The following is a 17,287-nucleotide window of genomic DNA, read 5'->3' on the forward strand; positions in this document are numbered from 1 at the left end:
ACCAGTTCTAAGCGGCGATGTTCGAATATCTCCTTCAGCCCGTCACGCTCCAGAACGCGCTCTTGCGCCCGTGCTGCTTCTTCAGCCGTGCCAAGTAGGCCTCGTGCGTCTCGACATCCCCCCAGTCCAGGACTGAGGACGCGAGGCTTTCGCACTCGAGCAGATGACGGGCGGCATGGCGGTAGCGGCTGGCCCGGCTGTGGATCAGAGTGAAGTCAATCATTGCCCGCAGCGCCAGCGTGGCCGCGAGCGGGTGCTTGGCCGCAAGCGCGTCCGCGGCCGGGGTCAGGACCTCGTAATGGTCGCCGTCGAGCTCTTGAACGCGCCGGAGTACGAGCGCCGCTGCCCGGCTGATGGCCGACCAGGACACCAAGAACCCGAGCGCATGGGGCAGGCTCTTGTACCGCTCAACGTGAACCAAGGCCCGGTCCTCGGCTTCCATGTCCTCAAAGTCGGGCAAGCGCTTCAGGTAAGCCCTCAAGTGCTCCGCCGAGAGCGCCCGCTCGAAGGCGGACCACCGGGCGGCCTGTGCTTCCTCGGCTCGTCCAAGCGCCTCCAGCACCTCGATGCGCGCGTCCGTCCAGTCGAGATCGGGGGCGTCCCGTCCGCCGCTCCTGGGTTCAGCCGCCTCAATCGTACGCCAAGCCTCCGCCTCCCGGCCGGCCGCCAGCAGGCGCCGCGCGATCTCAGCCGCGATCGTCGGCACCATGCGCGCCAGTGAGTCGTATTGGCCGATGAAGGCGTCCACGTCGCCCTGAGCATCGGCGATGTCCATGAGGGCCAGGCGCGCGCTGCTCCGACGCGGATGCTCGGTCATCTCGCCCGCATGGACAGGGCCAGAGAGCCCGTAGCCCACGACCTGCCGCTTGGCTCCAGAGGGGCGCTCGACCGGCTGTCCCGTCAGGGCGAGCATGCGGCTCTTCAGGTGCTCCAGGCCTTCGGGTCCGAGAGCCGGGGCCAGAACCCCGATCAGATCGTCGTACTGGCCGTAGCCGTTGTCCGTGAGGGCCTGGAACACCTCATCCGCGAGCCTTGTCGGATCGGGCTGCGCGGCCATCGCGATCGCGCCGAGGTCCGCGACAGCTTTCTCGAAGACGGCGCCTACCGTCCCGCTGCTGTCGTCGCAGCGCTCGAAAGTGGAACTCGCCAGCCCCAGGAAGCGCCACATCAGCTCGAGCGCCTCGGCGGAGTCGTTCTTCGCCACTTGCTCCACGATGGCACGGCGCTGCGTGTCGAGGTCCTTCACCAGCGCCTTGCGCTTCTGCCAGTCCACATACGAGCGCGCCTTGGCGATCGTGGTGAGCCGCTTGCGGATCTCGCGGACGACATCCCCGGTGCCTCCCGTGCCGGCAAGCTCCAGCCGCAGGCGCCGCTTAGCCGCGGCATCGCCCGTGCTCAGCTCGATCAGCAGTTCCGCCAGATGGGTTGCCCCAAGGGCTTCCAGGTTCCTGGCGTTCAGCGTTGTCTTGGACGCCATCAAGTCATCCCCTCACCTGCATCTCGACGTCGGGTCGTGTCCCGTCGCCTTGCAGCCACTCCCGAAGCTTTGACCACCTCTGCCGGCCAGAGGCGTTCCGGACAGCCATGCCCACCGCCTTCCTTTGCCCCACCAGCACCACGAGCCGCTTGCCCCGTGTCACGCCGGTGTAGAGGAGGTTCCTCTGCAGCATCGTGTAGTGCTGCGTTAGAACCGGGATGACCACGGCCGGGTACTCGGACCCCTGGCTCTTGTGGATGGTGACCGCGTAGGCGGGCTGCAGTGCATCGAGCTCGCCGAAGGGGTAGGTCACGGATCGGCCGTCGAAGCGCACCACAAGCTCGCCTTCCTCGGTGTCCACCCGTTCCACGAGGCCGAGGTCGCCGTTGTAGACCTCGCGCTCGTGGTCGTTCTCCACCTGCATGACCTTGTCGCCTGGCGCGAAGACGGAGCCGAAGCGCTCGACCCTGGGCTCGGCCCGGCCATTCAGCGCCGCCTGCAGAGCCACGTTGAGCGCCCGTGCGCCCACGCCCCCGCGGTTCATGGGGCAGAGCACCTGGATGTCGCGGACCGGGTCAAGCCCGAAGCTCCGAGGTATACGCGAGGTGACCAGCGCCAGCACCCGCTCGACGGCGGCTTCCGGCTCCTCGGCGGGGACGAAGTAGAAGTCCGAGCCCGGTTCGGGGCGGCCGAGGTCCGGCATCTCGCCTTGGTTGATGCGGTGGGCGCTGGCGATGATGCAGCTCTGGGCGGCTTGGCGGAACACCTCGGTCAGGCGCACCACCGGCACCGCGCCCGAGCCGATGAGGTCTGCAAGCACCTGACCGGGGCCTACCGAGGGCAGCTGGTCGATGTCGCCCACGACAAGGAGGCCGGCTCCGTCCGGGACCGCCTTCAGCAGAGACTGCATGAGCGGCACATCAATCATGGAACTCTCGTCCACGACAAGGAGGTCGCAGTCGAGTGGACTCTCCTCGCCTCGCTTGAAGCCGCCGGTCTTGGGATCGAACTCCAGCAGACGGTGAATGGTGCGGGCCTCCAGGCCCGTGGCCTCGCTCATGCGCTTGGCTGCGCGTCCCGTGGGGGCGCAAAGAAGGAGCTTCACGCCCTTGGCGCCGAGGATGCGCAGGATGGAGTTCACCAGCGTGGTTTTGCCCACCCCGGGCCCACCAGTGATGACCAGCACCTTGGAGCGGAGCGCCAGCCGAACGGCCTCGGCCTGGGAGGACGCGAGGCTCAGGCCCGTGCGTTCCTCGATCCAGGGCAGGGCCTTGTCCGCATCGATCGAGGGCCAAGGCAGGGGGCCTGAGGCGAGGGTCCGGACCCGCTCGGCGATGCTACGCTCGGCGTGGAAGAGCCCCGCGAGGAACAGGCAGGGCGTCTCGGCTACGGATGTGGCGATCACATTGCTCTCGCTCACCTCGAGGTCGATCGCTGAGGTGATCAGCTCCCGCGGCACCTCCAGGAGCTTCTCGGCCAGGACGGACAACTCCTGCACCGGCAGCCCGCAATGCCCCTGGCCCATGGCTTCGGTCAGCGCAAAAGAGATGCCCGCCCGCACCCGGATCAGGGCGTCGCGCGCGATGCCGAGCTTGGCCGCAATCACGTCGGCGGTCCTGAAGCCGATGCCCCGGATATCGCGGGCGAGCCGGTAGGGGTTCTCGCTCATAACCTGCACGGCGTCGGTGCCGTAGGCCTTGAAGATGCGCACCGCCCGCGCGGTGCCCACGCCATGACTGTGCATGAACACCATGATCTCGCGAATGACCTTCTGGTCCGCCCAGGCCGAGATGATCCGCGCCATGCGCTTGGGGCCGATGCCGCCCACTTCGCGCAGGCGCTGGGGCGCGGCCTCAATGATGTCGAAGACCTCCGTGCCGAAAAGCTGGACCAGCCGACGCGCGTAGACCGGGCCGATGCCGCGGATCATCCCCGAGCCCAGGTAGCGCTCGATGCCCTCCTCGGAGGTCGGCTCGGAGGTCTTCAGGAACCGCGCCCGGAACTGCAGGCCATGCATGCTGTCGTTGGTCCACTCGCCCGAAGCGGTGGCCCACTCGCCCGCCGAGACCATCGCGGCGTGCCCCACCACCGTCACAAAGTCCCGGTGCCCACGCGCCTTCACCCGCAGCACGCAGAAGCCGCTCTCGACGGAGTGGAAGGTCACGCGCTCGACAAGGCCGGACAGGACCTCGGTGGGGCGATCGGCGGGAGATGCAGTACTATGCAAAAGCGTTCCATCACCTCTCGCTTGATCTGCCAGGACCCTGCACCAGTCGGAGATGTAGCTCCTCAGCCTTTACGTTGCAGCACTCGCCAAGGGAGACGCGTGGTCCCGCAGTTGCTTGGGGCAGGGGCGAGAGCAGATCGATGAGCTTCCCCATGAGCGGCTTGGAGCGCCGGTCCTTGTTGCGGAACAGAAGCGTAAAGCGGCTCTTGCGCTCGACAACGGTGGCCACGTTCGCGGGCCTGTGCTGCTTGCGGAGGATCATCAGGTCTGCTTCCCAGTGCCCGAACTCCTGGCGGGCGTTGACCGCCTCGGGGCGGTGATCGATGCGCGAGGTCTCTGGAAACACGGGGCTTCTTGGCTTTCCGGCAAATCGGGGCCGGCGCTTGCGACGCCGTTCCGGCAGGTGGTGGGCCAGTTCCTGGCTTTGGCCCGCAGTGGAGTATACGAAGCGGTAATCGTCTCGTGGCAGAGCCGATGGACGCTGTCCGGCTCAAGCTTCAGCCGACCGGCGATCTGCTCGGGCGACCAGCCATTCTTGAGGTGGTCGATCACCGCCGCACGCAGGTCCGGGTGACGCGCCAGCTTCCCCGAGGACCAGCATCGTCCATTGGCCAGTTGCTGGGCCGTCACTGGCCAGGTGCCCTCGGCCTGCGGCACCTCGGCATCAGGCCACTAATTGCGCCTGAGCTCACGATAGATGGTCGAGCGGTGCCGGCCGAGCCGACGGGCGATCTCCGTGACAGGAAGCTTGCTCTCGTGCAGGCGCGCCAACTGGCGGCACTCTTGCGGACTCAGGTGAACGAACGAGCAGGGCATTGCATCCTTCAGGTAACCCCTCGGATCCACGCACCTGTCGCAACTCGAGATAAAGTGTGCCCCGTCTACACCCAGAAGTCGCATAACAAACATTGTGTTAGTAAACCGGCTTCTTTGCTCGCCTCGATCCCTCGGCATAATTATGGAGCTGCTTGTCTTACCCGATAAGGGCTCGTCCTGCCCAGCAATCCAAGGCTATGCGGACAGGCTCATCTCCTGCCCTAAAGTCTCGTCCCTCAATGGCAGCTGCGAAAGGTAGCGCTTCAGGGCGTCAGCCATGCGACCCCGCCTCACGTCCAGAACACCCCAGACTCCGGTTTCGCGGCGTGCCTCAAGGAGCACCTCGGTGGGGACGTGCAAGCCCAGATAGACGCAATCGGCAGGGTTCTCCCAAGTCGAGTCGACCACGCATCCGCTCTGCGGGTCCACGCACCAGGCATGGTCGAACGGAAGCGCGCCGAAGCTGGGGACCCAAGCCCAGCCTTCCCAGTACTCGAGATGGCGCGACCGCGTCAGCTGCGCGGCGTTGCGAAAGCACCTCCTAGGCATGCCGCGTTTGTACGTCGCGGGCAGGGCCGCGCCCATGAAGCGCGAGCCGTGTTCCCTCAGCATGCCCGCCATGGGAAGTTTGCCAAAGGGACCGGCAAGGGTCTCCTCGATCAGGGCCTCGGGATGATCTGCCGGCATGTTGTGCTCCTTGTGCTGTCTGGAGCGGAAGTGAGGCCGACAGGCAGGCGCCGGAAGCAAGCCGCGCCAAAAAGCTCAAAGAGTTGAGACCCGCTTCAGGAGCCTTCGTTGAGGTCCTTGGGGCGCCATGAGGTGGTCCGGTCCAAGTCAGCGCTGAGGTCTATGCGAGTTGACAAGTCTCCTGGGCTGAAGAGATGCACTTGTCTGATCTCCCCCTCGACCGGTGCGCATTCGCCCGCGCATTGGTTCGTAACGCTCGGCGTAGACGCTCCGCGCCGGTCCAGTGCGACAACACCGGACGGCGATCTGCCGCAAGCCGTCCTTGAAGGTACTTCCTCCCCGCTCCGAGCACCGACCCTGGCAGGACTAGCGCTCCGGGGCACCTTCGTTCATCAGCGCGGAAGGGGGGCGACCCTCCTGCCGAGAGCCGGGTCACCCGAGCCCTGCCGCGGCACGGCACAGGGGTGTTTCGTTTCGCGCCGCATCGGCCGATGTCGCAGCCATCCTCTGCTTGTCCCATCTCCGGACCGACGTTCTACCGTTCTGCCTGAGTCATGTCTGTGGGGCCGCTAGGTCGGTGCCGTATGAACCTTGTGGGCTGTCTGTCTTTCGCCGGGGGCCATCGTGCTGACTGGGGACTTTGCAAGCTGCGAACAGCTCGGCGAGTCGGTCGTGTTCTGCCTCGGACGGAGGCCCCGATGACCGGACTTCAAGACATCACCGAAGCACAGATTGTGGGGCAGTTTGTGGGGCAAATTCTACCCGCCTAGACAGCCCAGCGAGCGAAATCCTGAGATAATTTGAACATCTACCCACGAAAGGGGGTTGACAGTGGTGCCCAGGAGAGGACTCGAACCTCCACGTCCTTTCGGACACTGGTACCTGAAACCAGCGCGTCTACCAATTCCACCACCTGGGCACGGGGTGTGGCCGGGGTCTTACGAGGAGGCGCGGGGGGTGTCAACAGGGGCGGATACGCTTGCTCCCGGGTTTTGTCGGGGATAGATGCAATGCGACGCGGACAAAGGGGCGGCCCATGGCGAAGCTGGTCACGATCTTCGGGGGGGCGGGTTTCCTCGGCCGCTATGTGGCGCGCCGCTTGGCCAAGGAAGGCTGGCGCGTCCGCGTCGCCGTCCGCCGTCCCGACGAGGCGGGTTTTGTCCGGACCTACGGTCATACCGGACAAGTGGTTCCCTGGGCCTGCAACATCCGCGATGACGACTCGGTCCGCGCCGCTCTCCGGGGCGCAGAGGCTGCCGTCAATTGCGTGGGCACCTTCGACCGCAAGGGCCGAAACTCGTTCCAGTCGATCCATGTCGATGGTGCCGCCCGCATCGCGCGTATCTGCCTTGAGGAGGGCGTGCGCCGGATGGTCCACGTCTCGGCCCTGGGCGCTTCGACCGACGGGGCCAGCGAATACGCCCGCTCCAAGGCCGAGGGCGAGGCCGCGGTGCTCCGGTCCATGCCGCACGCGGTGATCCTGCGGCCGTCGATCCTGTTCGGCCAGGAGGACTCGTTCTTCAACCGCTTCGCCACGATGGCCTCACGCGGGCCGGTGCTGCCGCTGATCGGCGCTGGCACGCGCTTCCAGCCGGTCTGGGTGGATGACGTGGCCGCCGCCGCCGCCTTGGGTGCGACAGGCCGGGCCGCTCCGGGCCTTTACGAATTGGGCGGGCCCGAGGTCATGACCTTCCGCGAGCTGATGGACCGGATGCTCCACGTCGTCCGACGTCGGCGCCTCGTGGTGGGTCTCCCCTTCTGGCTGGGCGGCCTCATGGGGTCGGTCTTCGACGCCGGCCGGACGCTGAGCGGCGGCCTCATGCCGTCCCCCGTCACCCGCGACCAAGTTGAATCGCTGCGGACCGACAACGTCGTGTCGCTTGGTGCCCGCGGCTTCGAGGACCTGGGGATCAAGCCAACCGACATGGACGGAGTACTGCCCGACTATCTCTGGCGCTTCCGTCCCTCTGGGCAGTACTCGACCATCAAGGAATCCGCGCGCAACCTTCGCAGTTGACGCGCGCCAACTCACGGATCCGCCATGACCCTGCCGGAGGCTGTCACGGCCACCGCCCTCGGGCTTCTTGAGGGGGCGACCGAGTTCATCCCCGTCTCCTCGACGGGGCACCTGCTGCTTGCCAGCCATTTCCTGGGCTTCCACAGCAGCGGCCGAACTTTTGAGGTGGTGATCCAACTCGGCGCGGTGCTGGCCATCCTGACCGTGTATCTGGGCAAGCTGGCTTGGGTCTTTGGCGCGGCGCATCGGGACCCTGCGGCGCGGCGGTTCATCGGGGCCGTGCTTCTGGCCTTTCTTCCGGCGGCGCTGCTGGGCGTGGTGCTGCACGACGTGATCAAGGGCGTCTTCTTCGAGACCCCCCGCCTGATCGCAATCATGCTGATCCTGGGTGGGGTCGTGCTCCTCCTTGTGGACCGGCTCCCACTCCCGGCGCAGCATGATGCGGCGGACCGTCTTCCCCTTGGCACCGCCTTGGGGATCGGCCTGTTCCAGTGCCTTGCCCTGGTGCCTGGCGTTTCGCGATCGGGCTCCACGATCGTCGGCGCTCTCCTGCTGGGAGTGAGCCGGCGGGCGGCCGCCGAGTTTTCGTTTTTTCTGTCGCTGCCGACGATGGGCGGGGCAGTGGCCTACGACCTTTACAAGAGCCGCGACTTGTTGAGCTTTGACGATCTAGGCTTGATAGCCATAGGATTTGCGGCGGCGTTCCTGAGCGGGGTTCTCGTGGTCCGTTGGCTTCTGGAGTTCGTGAGCCGACGGGGGTTCGCACTATTCGGATGGTGGAGGATCATCGTCGGGAGTCTGGCCTTGGCGCTTCTGAGTTCGGGCTTCTGAGTGTTGAGGAACAAACCGGACCTAAAATCGCACATAGTTTTGAGCCCGGGCCTTTCTTAACGTAGAAATACTCTGCTTTAGGTCAGGATTACTGACTTGCCTCGCGGGGCAACCTGCCGTATGGCATTCCGACCCAGCGTCAGGAGGTTGCGCCGTGGCTGTCGAGAAGATGCTCAAGTTCGTGTCCGTCGGTCGCGACATGCCCCAAAAGCGGGATGCCGAAGCGCGTCGCCACGACTTCCTGGAAATCTACGGCGACTTCGCTAAGCCCAAGGCGGCTGAGCAAGCGTCGCGCTGCTCCCAGTGCGGCGTGCCTTACTGCCAGTCCCATTGCCCGGTGCATCACAACATCCCCGACTGGCTGCGCCTGACGGCCGAGGGCCGTCTGCAGGAAGCCTACGAGATCGCGCAGGCCGCCAACAACTTCCCCGAATTTACCGGCCGCATCTGCCCGCAGGACCGCTTGTGCGAGGGCAACTGCGTCATCGAGCAGTCCGGCCATGGCACGGTCACCATCGGATCGGTCGAGCGCTACATCACCGACAACGCTTGGGAGGAAGGCTGGGTCAAGCCGATCCGCCCGTCGCAGGAGCGGACGGAAAGTGTGGGCATCATCGGCGCGGGTCCGGCTGGCCTCGCCTGTGCTGACACGCTCCGGCGCGCGGGCGTGCAGGTCACGGTCTACGATCGCTACGACCGGGCGGGCGGGCTTCTGACCTACGGCATTCCCGGCTTCAAGCTCGAAAAGGACGTGGTCATGCGCCGCGTCGATCACCTGAGCGACGGCGGGGTGGAGTTCGTCCTGAACTGCGCCGTGGGCGAGACCCTTTCCTTTGATGCGATCAGGGGCCGCCATGACGCGGTTCTCATCGCCACGGGCGTGTACCGCTCCCGCGAGATCGAGGCCGAGGGGTCGGAGGCGCGCGGCATCGTCCGGGCCATCGACTACCTCACCGCCTCCAACAAGAAGCAGTTCGGCGACGAAGTGGCCGAGTTCGACTCGGGCGAGCTCGACGCGGCGGGCAAGCGGGTCGTCGTCATTGGCGGCGGCGACACTGCCATGGACTGTGTCCGCACCGCGATCCGTCAGGGCGCAGCCAGCGTGAAGTGCCTCTACCGCCGCGACCGGGCCAACATGCCCGGCTCTCAGCGCGAAGTTGCCAACGCCGAGGAGGAGGGAGTCGAGTTCGTCTGGCTCTCCGCCCCCGAAGGGTTCGTCGGCGACACCGTAGAGGGCGTTCAGGTCCAGCGCATGCGCCTGGGCGCTCCCGACTCGACAGGGCGCCGCTCGCCCGAGCCCATGGGCGAGGTCGTACTTGAAGGGGCCGACCTCGTGGTCAAGGCCCTAGGCTTCGAGCCGGAGGCGCTTCCCACTCTCTGGAACACGCCGGGCCTCGATGTTACGCGCTGGGGCACGATCCGGGCCGAGTTCGGAAGCGGCAAGACCTCGCTCGATGGCGTCTTCGCGGCGGGTGACATAGTGCGGGGCGCAAGCCTTGTGGTCTGGGCGATCCGCGACGGGCGTGAAGCCGCCGCCGCGATCCTCCAGTACCTGAGCCAGACCGTGTCGGCCTCCAGCGCCGTCGCGGCCGAGTGATCGGCGGATCTGGCCTGCCCGATACGACGGAAGCGGTCGAGCCTTTTCGACCAGCCACCCCACCCCGAGGATCCCTGATGCGCCGTCTCGCCCTCCTTCCCCTGCTCGCCGCCGCGCCGGTCATGGCGCAGGACGCCGCCCCGGACACCCGCACTTTTCAGCCGCCGGCTGGCTGCACCGCCTATCTGACCGTGCAGATGGCGTCCTGCACCGTGTCCCATCACTTCACCTGCGAGAGCGACCCCGAGGGGTGGCAGCGCCGCGTGGACATGGATGAGGGAGGGGTCACCTATTTCGGGGCCATCGACGCGCAGACGCAGTGGCTGGAATCCTACCATGTCATGTCGGACCACAGCGAACGGCTTTCCCCGGACCCGGCCGATCCGGCCGACTTCGATACGCTGACCTCGACGGGCCTCGACACCTTCGACTTCAGGACCGACTCGCCCGAGATCGGCGGCGCGCGCTATGTCGGGCAGGACCGCCTGACCGGCGATACCGTGACCATCGACGGCGTCACCCTCGAGCGGACCGAGTACGAGATGACGTCCTATGACGCGCAAGGCAACGAGGTGTGGCGCTCGGCTGGCAACGAGTTCATCAGCCGCGACTGGCGGATGTTCCTGTCGGGAACCGGCTCGACCGTGGTCGGCGAGGAGGTGGCTGAAAGCGACGATTCCCCGGTGGAGTTCATCTTCCCCGACGAGCGCGGATTCCTGTCCGTCAGCCCCAAGCACGGCTGCGGGGCGGTGATGTCGCGCTTCGATACGCCGCTGATGTCCGAGCCAGAGGACCGGGGCTGATGGAGGGGCACTGCCTCTGCGGCGCTGTCACCGTCACGGTTAAGGGCGAGCACGACCCCCGAATTGGGGCCTGCCATTGCCGGATGTGCCAGCGCTGGTCGGGCGGGCTCTTCCTGTGCTTCAATGCCGATGGCGTGGAGGTCGATGGGCCCGTCGCGCGCTTCCGCTCGTCCTCATTCAGCGAGCGGGCCTTCTGCGCGACCTGCGGCTCGCATCTGTGGTTCCACGACCTCGATAAGCCCGAGGGCACGCTGGAGTTGATGCCTGGCCTTTTCGACGAAACGCGGGACTGGCCGCTTCGCTCCGAGATCTACACCGATCGCAAGCTCGCCGCGGTCGAACTGGCCGGCGAGCACCCCCGCAAGACGCGGGCCGAATACGAACAGCAAAACCCCTTCGTGGAAGGAGACGAGCCATGACCATCTATGACGAAACCTGGGTCAAGGCCGAAGAAGCCAAGCGCGCCTGGATGGCCGAGAACTCCCTCTACAAGACCGATGACGAGCATGCCTCCTGCGGGGTGGGCCTTGTCGTGGCCATCGACGGCAAGCCGTCGCGAGGCGTCGTCGAAAAGGGCATCCAGGCTCTCCAGGCCGTGTGGCACCGGGGCGCAGTGGATGCCGATGGCAAGACCGGCGATGGCGCGGGCATCCATGTCCAGATCCCCGTCCGCTTCTTCTACGACCAGGTTCGCCGCACCGGCCACGAGCCCGCGATGGACAAGCTCATTGCCGTGGGCCAGGTCTTCCTGCCCCGCACCGACTTCGGCGCGCAGGAGCGCTGCCGGACCATCGTAGAGACCGAGGTCCTCCGCATGGGCCACTACATCTACGGCTGGCGCCACGTCCCCGTGGACATCTCCGTCCTTGGTGAAAAGGCCAACGCCACCCGCCCCGAGATCGAGCAGATCCTGATCCGTTGCGACAAGGACCTGAGCGAGGAAGACTTCGAGCGCGAACTCTACATCATCCGCCGCCGCATCGAGAAGGCGGCCGTGGCCGCCCAGATCGCCGGGCTCTATATCGCGTCGCTGTCCTGCCGCTCGATCATCTACAAGGGCATGATGCTGGCCGAGCAGGTCGCGGTCTTCTACCCGGACCTGTTGGACGAACGTTTCGAGAGCGCCTTCGCCATCTTCCACCAGCGCTACAGCACCAACACCTTCCCGCAATGGTCGCTGGCGCAGCCGTTCCGCATGCTGGCCCACAACGGTGAGATCAACACTCTCAAGGGCAACGTGAACTGGATGCGGAGCCACGAGATCCGCATGTCCTCGGACGCCTTCGGCGAGATGGCCGAGGACATCAAGCCGATCATCCCCTCGGGCACCTCCGACTCGGGCGCGCTCGACTCGGTCTTCGAGGTGCTGGTCCGTGCCGGGCGCTCCGCGCCCATGGCCAAGACCATCTTGGTGCCCGAGGCCTGGTCCAAGATGACCGGCGAGATGCCCAAGGCGTGGCAGGACATGTACGCCTACTGCAACGCAATCATGGAGCCCTGGGACGGCCCCGCCGCGCTGGCCATGACCGACGGCCGCTGGGTCTGCGGCGGCCTCGACCGCAACGGGTTGCGCCCGCTCCGTTATGTCGTCACCGCCGATGGCCTGCTGGTCGCGGGCTCCGAGGCGGGCATGGTCCCCGTGGAGGAGCGTAACGTCGTCGAGAAGGGCGCGCTTGGCCCCGGCCAGATGATCGCCGTCGACATGCAGGAAGGGCGCCTTTACCACGACACGCAGATCAAGGACCGGCTGGCCGGGTCGCAGCCCTTCGGCCAGTGGGTCGAAAAGGTGGTGGACCTGAACGCCATGCTCCGCGACGTCCCCGAACGGGCCATGTTCGAGGGCGAGGAGCTGCGCCGCCGCCAGATCGCCGCCGGCTACTCCGTGGAGGAGCTGGAGCAGGTCCTCGCGCCCATGGCCGAGGACGGTAAGGAGCTGGTCGCCTCCATGGGCGACGACACCCCCGCCGCGGTCCTGTCGGCCCAGTACCGGCCGCTGTCGCACTACTTCCGCCAGAACTTCTCCCAGGTGACGAACCCGCCCATCGACTCCCTGCGGGAGGGTCGGGTCATGTCGCTCAAGACCCGGTTCGGCAACCTCAAGAACGTTCTGGACGAGGACTCGTCGCAGACGGAGATCCTGGTCCTCGAGTCCCCCTTCATCGCGAACGCCGAGTTCGACGTGATGGTGAAGCAGTTCGACGGCCATGTGGCCTTCATCGACTGCACCTTCCAGGCCGGGCCCGATGCCTTGCGCCAAGGGCTGGAGCGCATCCGGAGCGAGGCCGAGGACGCCGTCCGCTCGGGCGCCGCGCACATCGTGCTGACCGACGAGCATCAGGACGAGGGCAAGATCCCCATGCCTATGATCCTCGCCACCAGCGCGGTTCATTCCTGGCTGACCCGCAAGGGCCTGCGGACCTTCACCTCCGTCAACGTCCGGTCGGCCGAATGCATCGACCCGCACTACTTCGCGGTGCTTATCTCCTCGGGCGCGACGACGGTGAACGCCTATCTCGCGCAGGACTCCATCGCCGACCGGATCAACCGGGGGCTGCTCGACGGCACGCTCCTCGATGCGATGCGCCGCTACCGCGCGGCGATCGACGCGGGCCTTCTCAAGATCATGTCCAAGATGGGCATCTCGGTCATCTCATCCTATCGCGGCGGCCTCAACTTCGAGGCGGTGGGCCTGTCCCGTGCGATGTGCAACGAGTACTTCCCCGGCATGCATTCCCGCATCTCGGGCATCGGCGTGATCGGCATCCAGAAGAAGCTCGAGGAGGTCCATGCCAAGGGCTGGCGCGGCCCGACCGGCATCCTGCCCATCGGCGGCTTCTACAAGGCCCGCCGCACCGGGGAGAAGCATGCCTGGGAAGCCACGACCATGCACATGCTGCAAAGCGCGTGCGACCGGGCGTCCTACGAGCTGTGGCAGCAATATGCCAAGGTCATGCAGTCCAACCCGCCGATCCATCTGCGGGACCTTCTGGCCATCAAGCCGCTAGGCCAGCCGATCCCCATCGAGCAGGTCGAGTCCATTACCGCCATCCGCAAGCGCTTCGTAACGCCCGGCATGTCGCTCGGTGCCCTGAGCCCCGAGGCGCATAAGACCCTCAACGTCGCCATGAACCGGATCGGCGCCAAGTCCGACTCCGGCGAGGGTGGCGAGGACCCGGCCCACTTCCTGCCCGAGGCCAACGGCGACAACCCGTCCGCCAAGATCAAGCAGGTGGCCTCGGGCCGCTTCGGCGTCACCGCAGAATATCTGAACGCGTGTGAAGAACTGGAGATCAAGGTCGCCCAAGGCGCCAAGCCCGGCGAGGGCGGCCAGCTTCCCGGCATGAAGGTCACGGCCCTCATCGCCCGGCTGCGCCACTCGACCCCCGGCGTGACGCTGATCTCGCCACCGCCGCACCACGACATCTACTCGATTGAGGACCTCGCCCAGCTCATCTACGACCTCAAGCAGATCAACCCCCGGGCCAAGGTCTGCGTGAAGCTGGTGTCGTCCTCGGGCGTCGGCACCATCGCAGCGGGCGTGGCCAAGGCCAAGGCCGATGTCATCCTGATCTCGGGCCACAACGGCGGTACCGGGGCCTCCCCCGCGACCTCCATCAAATACGCGGGCCTGCCGTGGGAGATGGGCCTCACCGAGGCGCACCAGGTCCTGTCGATGAACAACCTCCGCTCGCGGGTCACGCTCCGCACGGACGGGGGCCTGCGGACGGGGCGCGACATCGTCATGGCCGCGATGCTCGGCGCCGAGGAATACGGCATCGGCACCGCCGCCCTGATCGCGATGGGCTGCATCATGGTCCGCCAGTGCCAGTCCAACACCTGCCCCGTCGGCGTCTGCACCCAGAACGAGGCCCTGCGCGCCAAGTTCACCGGCACGGCGGACAAGGTGGTGAACCTCATCACCTTCTATGCCACCGAGGTGCGCGAGATCCTGGCCTCCATCGGCGCTCGCTCGCTCGATGAAGTCATCGGACGGGCGGACCTGCTCACGCAGGTCTCGCGCGGCTCCACCCACCTCGACGATCTCGACCTGAACCCGCTCCTCATCACTGTCGATGGGGCACGGACGACGGTCTACGACCGCAACAAGCCCCGGAATGTCGTCCCGGACACGCTGGATGCGGAGATCGTCAAGGACGCCGCCCGCTTCCTCGAGGATGGGGAGAAGATGCAGCTCGCCTACGCCGTGCGGAACACCGACCGCACCATCGGCACGCGCGTGAGCAGCCACATCGTCAAGCGATTCGGGATGCGCAACACGCTCCAGCCTGATCATCTGACGATCAAGCTCACGGGCTCGGCCGGCCAATCCCTCGGCGCCTTCGCCGCGCCCGGCCTCAAGATCGAGGTGCAGGGCGAGGCCAACGACTACGTGGGCAAGGGCCTGTCGGGCGGCACGGTCGTGGTCAAGCCCGCGATGGCTTCGTCCCTCGTGGCCGCCGAGAACACGATCATCGGCAACACGGTGCTGTACGGGGCGACGGGCGGATACCTGTTCGCATCCGGACGGGCGGGCGAACGCTTCGCCGTCCGCAACTCCGGGGCCAGCGTGGTGGTCGAAGGCTGCGGCTCGAACGGATGCGAATACATGACCGGCGGCGTGGCAGTCATCCTGGGGCGGATCGGGGCCAACTTCGGCGCGGGCATGACGGGGGGCATGGCCTATGTCTGGGACCCGCAGGGGAAGGCCCGTGGACTCATGAACATGGAGTCGCTGGTCATCGGCCCGGTCGCGGTCTCTTTCTGGGAGGAGCAGCTTCGCAGCCTGGTGGAGCGGCATGTGGCCGAGACCGGCAGCCGCCGCGGGACCGAGATCCTGTCCGACTGGGCCAGCGCGCTCGGGCAGTTCGTGCAGGTCTGCCCCAAGGAGATGCTGCCGCATCTCAAGCATCCGCTGGCGATCGAGGAGCGGGCCATTCCGGCTGAATGATCGGCCCAGGCCTGAAACGTGAAAAGGCCGCGCCCCGATCGGGCGCGGCCTTTGTCGTTCCCAGCGCCCGTGCTCCTTTCGTGGCCTTGCATTTCCGGCTTCGCCATCCTCACCCCGATCGGTCCGCGTCGTACCGCCTCCCCCGGTTCTACTAGGAAGGCATGGACACGAAGCCAATGGAACCAACGGGCGGGGCGCGGGTCCGGGACTCCTCCGTTCATACGGATCAGGAACCCCGGACCGTGCCGTCGGTCCTGCGTGGCGTTCACCACTACGGGGTCCCGAGATGCGGCCAGATCGGAACCACGCCGTCCTTCCCCGGTTTCCTGCCCGAACCCTCGAGACCGGAGACTCTCTATGTCCGACCTGATCGTGATCGCCTTTTCCGACGACGCCAGCGCGTTCCGCGCCCGTGCCGAGTTCGTGCAACTCCAGCGGGACTACCTCGTGGAGATGGAGGATGTGGTCGTCGTCACGCGCTCGGCCGAAGGTCAGGTCCAACTGCATCAGGCAGTCAACATGACGGCAGCGGGAGCCATGGGCGGCACGCTCTGGGGCACGATGATCGGCCTCCTATTCCTCAACCCGCTCCTCGGCGCGGCCGCCGGAGCGGCAGCGGGGGCGCTCTCGGGGTCCCTGACCGATCTCGGGATCGAGGACGACTTCCTGCGCGAGGTCGGCGGCTCCCTGGACAGCGGCGGTGCGGCTCTGGCGGTGCTCCTGCGCAAGTTCACGGCCGATCGGGTCATCGACCGGCTGGGTTCGATGGGCGGGCGCGTGCTACAGACGTCGCTGCCGCAGGATCTGGAGGAGCGGCTCCGGGCCCGCCTTGCCCTGGGGGCGGGCATGATCGCGCCCGTGCCGACCACCCCGGCCGCCGAAGACATCTCGGCCGCTCCGGCGCCCGGGTTGGGCGGGGCTCCGGGTCATGTGTCCTCGGCTGTGATTCCCACGGCTTCTGGCGGAGCCGTGAGCGAGGAGCCGTGAGCGCCTCTTGACCGCCCCCGTCCGGGCGGCGAGGGATGGCCCATGGCAAAGGCGGACAGAGCAAATGCGGAGCCGAAGACCCCGGTCGGGAGTCCCTTGGTGGACGCGGATCATGACATCCTCCGCTCCGAGCCGCGACGTCGCAAGCCCAAGCCAACCGCACTGGCGTCCGAGAAGGCCCCCTCGCCAGGGCTGCGCCGCCGCATGATGATGCTGCTGGTCCGGGGCGTCCTGGTCGCGGTCGCACTCGTGCTGGGCTTGATTGCCCTTTTTGGCGCGGTGAATCCGCCGACCACCCCCTACATGCTAAGCGAGGGCCGCCGCTTGGGCGGCGTGGATCAGGCCTGGGTGCCCCTGGACGAAATCGCGCCGATCATGGCCCGTGCCGCCGTGGCGGCAGAGGATGCCGAGTTCTGCGCCCACTGGGGTCTGGACCTGCATGCCATTCGACTCGCCGCGGCCGAGGGTGGCGGGCGCGGCGCGTCGACCATCAGCCAGCAGGTCGCCAAGAACGTCTTCCTTTGGCAGGGGCGGAGCTGGGCGCGCAAGGCGCTCGAAGCCGGGGTAACTCCAGTCATGGAGGCGCTCTGGTCCAAGCGGCGCATTCTTGAGGTGTACCTGAACGTGGCCGAGTTCGGGGAAGGCGTCTTCGGCGTGGAGGCCGCCGCACAGCGCCATTTCGGCGTCGGCGCGTCCGAGCTGTCCGAGGTGCAGGCCGCGCGGCTGGCCGCGATCCTGCCCGACCCCAAGCATCGCGATCCTGCCAACCCCAGCGACGATCTGCGGGCTCGGGCCCGGAGCATCCTGGACGGCGCGGCCACCATTGAGGCCGACGGGCGTGCCGCCTGCTTTGAGCCGCCGAGCCGCTGACGCGGGTCCACGCGTGCCCTTGAACGC

Annotated in this window: 13 protein-coding genes and 1 tRNA gene; 8 read left to right on the plus strand and 6 right to left on the minus strand. The window is 66.8% G+C overall.

The features are described from left to right. Positions 1 to 34 precede the first annotated feature (34 nt). From FHG66_RS12895 to FHG66_RS12920, 6 genes are all read right to left on the minus strand, one after another. A complete protein-coding gene (locus FHG66_RS12895) occupies positions 35 to 1,477 on the minus strand; it encodes a DUF6880 family protein (protein WP_139077416.1) in 1,443 nt (480 codons plus the stop codon). 4 nt (positions 1,478 to 1,481) lie between these two features. Then, on the minus strand, positions 1,482 to 3,704 hold the full coding sequence (gene recD2 / locus FHG66_RS12900) for an SF1B family DNA helicase RecD2 (protein ID WP_139077418.1): 2,223 nt from the start codon (positions 3,702 to 3,704) through the stop codon (positions 1,482 to 1,484). Between the two features lie 10 nt (positions 3,705 to 3,714). Then, positions 3,715 to 4,173, minus strand: coding sequence for an IS30 family transposase (locus tag FHG66_RS12905; protein WP_139077419.1), 459 nt, complete (start codon positions 4,171 to 4,173; stop codon positions 3,715 to 3,717). 203 nt (positions 4,174 to 4,376) lie between these two features. Beyond that, positions 4,377 to 4,658 carry a helix-turn-helix domain-containing protein gene (locus FHG66_RS22925; RefSeq protein ID WP_139077421.1) on the minus strand — a complete coding sequence of 94 codons (282 nt, stop codon included), beginning with the start codon at positions 4,656 to 4,658 and terminating at the stop codon, positions 4,377 to 4,379. A 57-nt stretch (positions 4,659 to 4,715) separates the two neighbouring features. Next, positions 4,716 to 5,207: a hypothetical protein gene (locus FHG66_RS12915; protein WP_139077423.1), complete on the minus strand. Its 492-nt coding sequence runs from the start codon at positions 5,205 to 5,207 to the stop codon at positions 4,716 to 4,718. A gap of 832 nt (positions 5,208 to 6,039) precedes the next feature. Then, a tRNA-Leu gene (locus FHG66_RS12920) sits at positions 6,040 to 6,126 on the minus strand. A 117-nt stretch (positions 6,127 to 6,243) separates the two neighbouring features. On the opposite strand from FHG66_RS12920, the gene FHG66_RS12925 reads away from it, so the two are divergent. From FHG66_RS12925 to mtgA, 8 genes are all read left to right on the plus strand, one after another. After that, positions 6,244 to 7,224, plus strand: coding sequence for a complex I NDUFA9 subunit family protein (locus FHG66_RS12925; protein WP_139077425.1), 981 nt, complete (start codon positions 6,244 to 6,246; stop codon positions 7,222 to 7,224). Positions 7,225 to 7,248: 24 nt separating this feature from the next. Further along, entirely contained in the window at positions 7,249 to 8,055 is an 807-nt protein-coding gene (locus tag FHG66_RS12930; protein WP_139077426.1) for an undecaprenyl-diphosphate phosphatase, read from the plus strand. Between the two features lie 154 nt (positions 8,056 to 8,209). Continuing rightward, the gene (locus FHG66_RS12935; protein WP_139077428.1) at positions 8,210 to 9,652 is read left to right on the plus strand and encodes an NAD(P)-dependent oxidoreductase; all 1,443 of its coding nucleotides are present in this window, start codon (positions 8,210 to 8,212) and stop codon (positions 9,650 to 9,652) included. 77 nt (positions 9,653 to 9,729) lie between these two features. Beyond that, complete coding sequence (locus tag FHG66_RS12940) at positions 9,730 to 10,455, plus strand: hypothetical protein (protein ID WP_246082589.1); 726 nt, start codon at positions 9,730 to 9,732, stop codon at positions 10,453 to 10,455. After that, entirely contained in the window at positions 10,455 to 10,874 is a 420-nt protein-coding gene (locus FHG66_RS12945; protein ID WP_139077430.1) for a GFA family protein, read from the plus strand. The genes FHG66_RS12940 and FHG66_RS12945 overlap by 1 nt, the downstream gene beginning before the upstream one ends. Then, positions 10,871 to 15,403 (plus strand): glutamate synthase large subunit, encoded by a 4,533-nt coding sequence (gene gltB, locus FHG66_RS12950; protein ID WP_139077432.1) that lies wholly within the window; start codon positions 10,871 to 10,873, stop codon positions 15,401 to 15,403. Before FHG66_RS12945 ends, gltB begins: the two co-directional genes overlap by 4 nt. A 357-nt stretch (positions 15,404 to 15,760) precedes the next feature. Continuing rightward, positions 15,761 to 16,390, plus strand: a complete 630-nt coding sequence (locus tag FHG66_RS12955; RefSeq protein ID WP_139077434.1) for a DUF1269 domain-containing protein — start codon at positions 15,761 to 15,763, stop codon at positions 16,388 to 16,390. A gap of 117 nt (positions 16,391 to 16,507) precedes the next feature. After that, on the plus strand, positions 16,508 to 17,260 hold the full coding sequence (gene mtgA / locus FHG66_RS12960; RefSeq protein WP_425471741.1) for a monofunctional biosynthetic peptidoglycan transglycosylase: 753 nt from the start codon (positions 16,508 to 16,510) through the stop codon (positions 17,258 to 17,260). Positions 17,261 to 17,287 lie beyond the last annotated feature (27 nt).

Origin of the sequence: Rubellimicrobium rubrum, assembly GCF_006152115.1 — a bacterium.
GTDB classification, from domain to species: Bacteria; Pseudomonadota; Alphaproteobacteria; order Rhodobacterales; family Rhodobacteraceae; genus Rubellimicrobium; species Rubellimicrobium rubrum.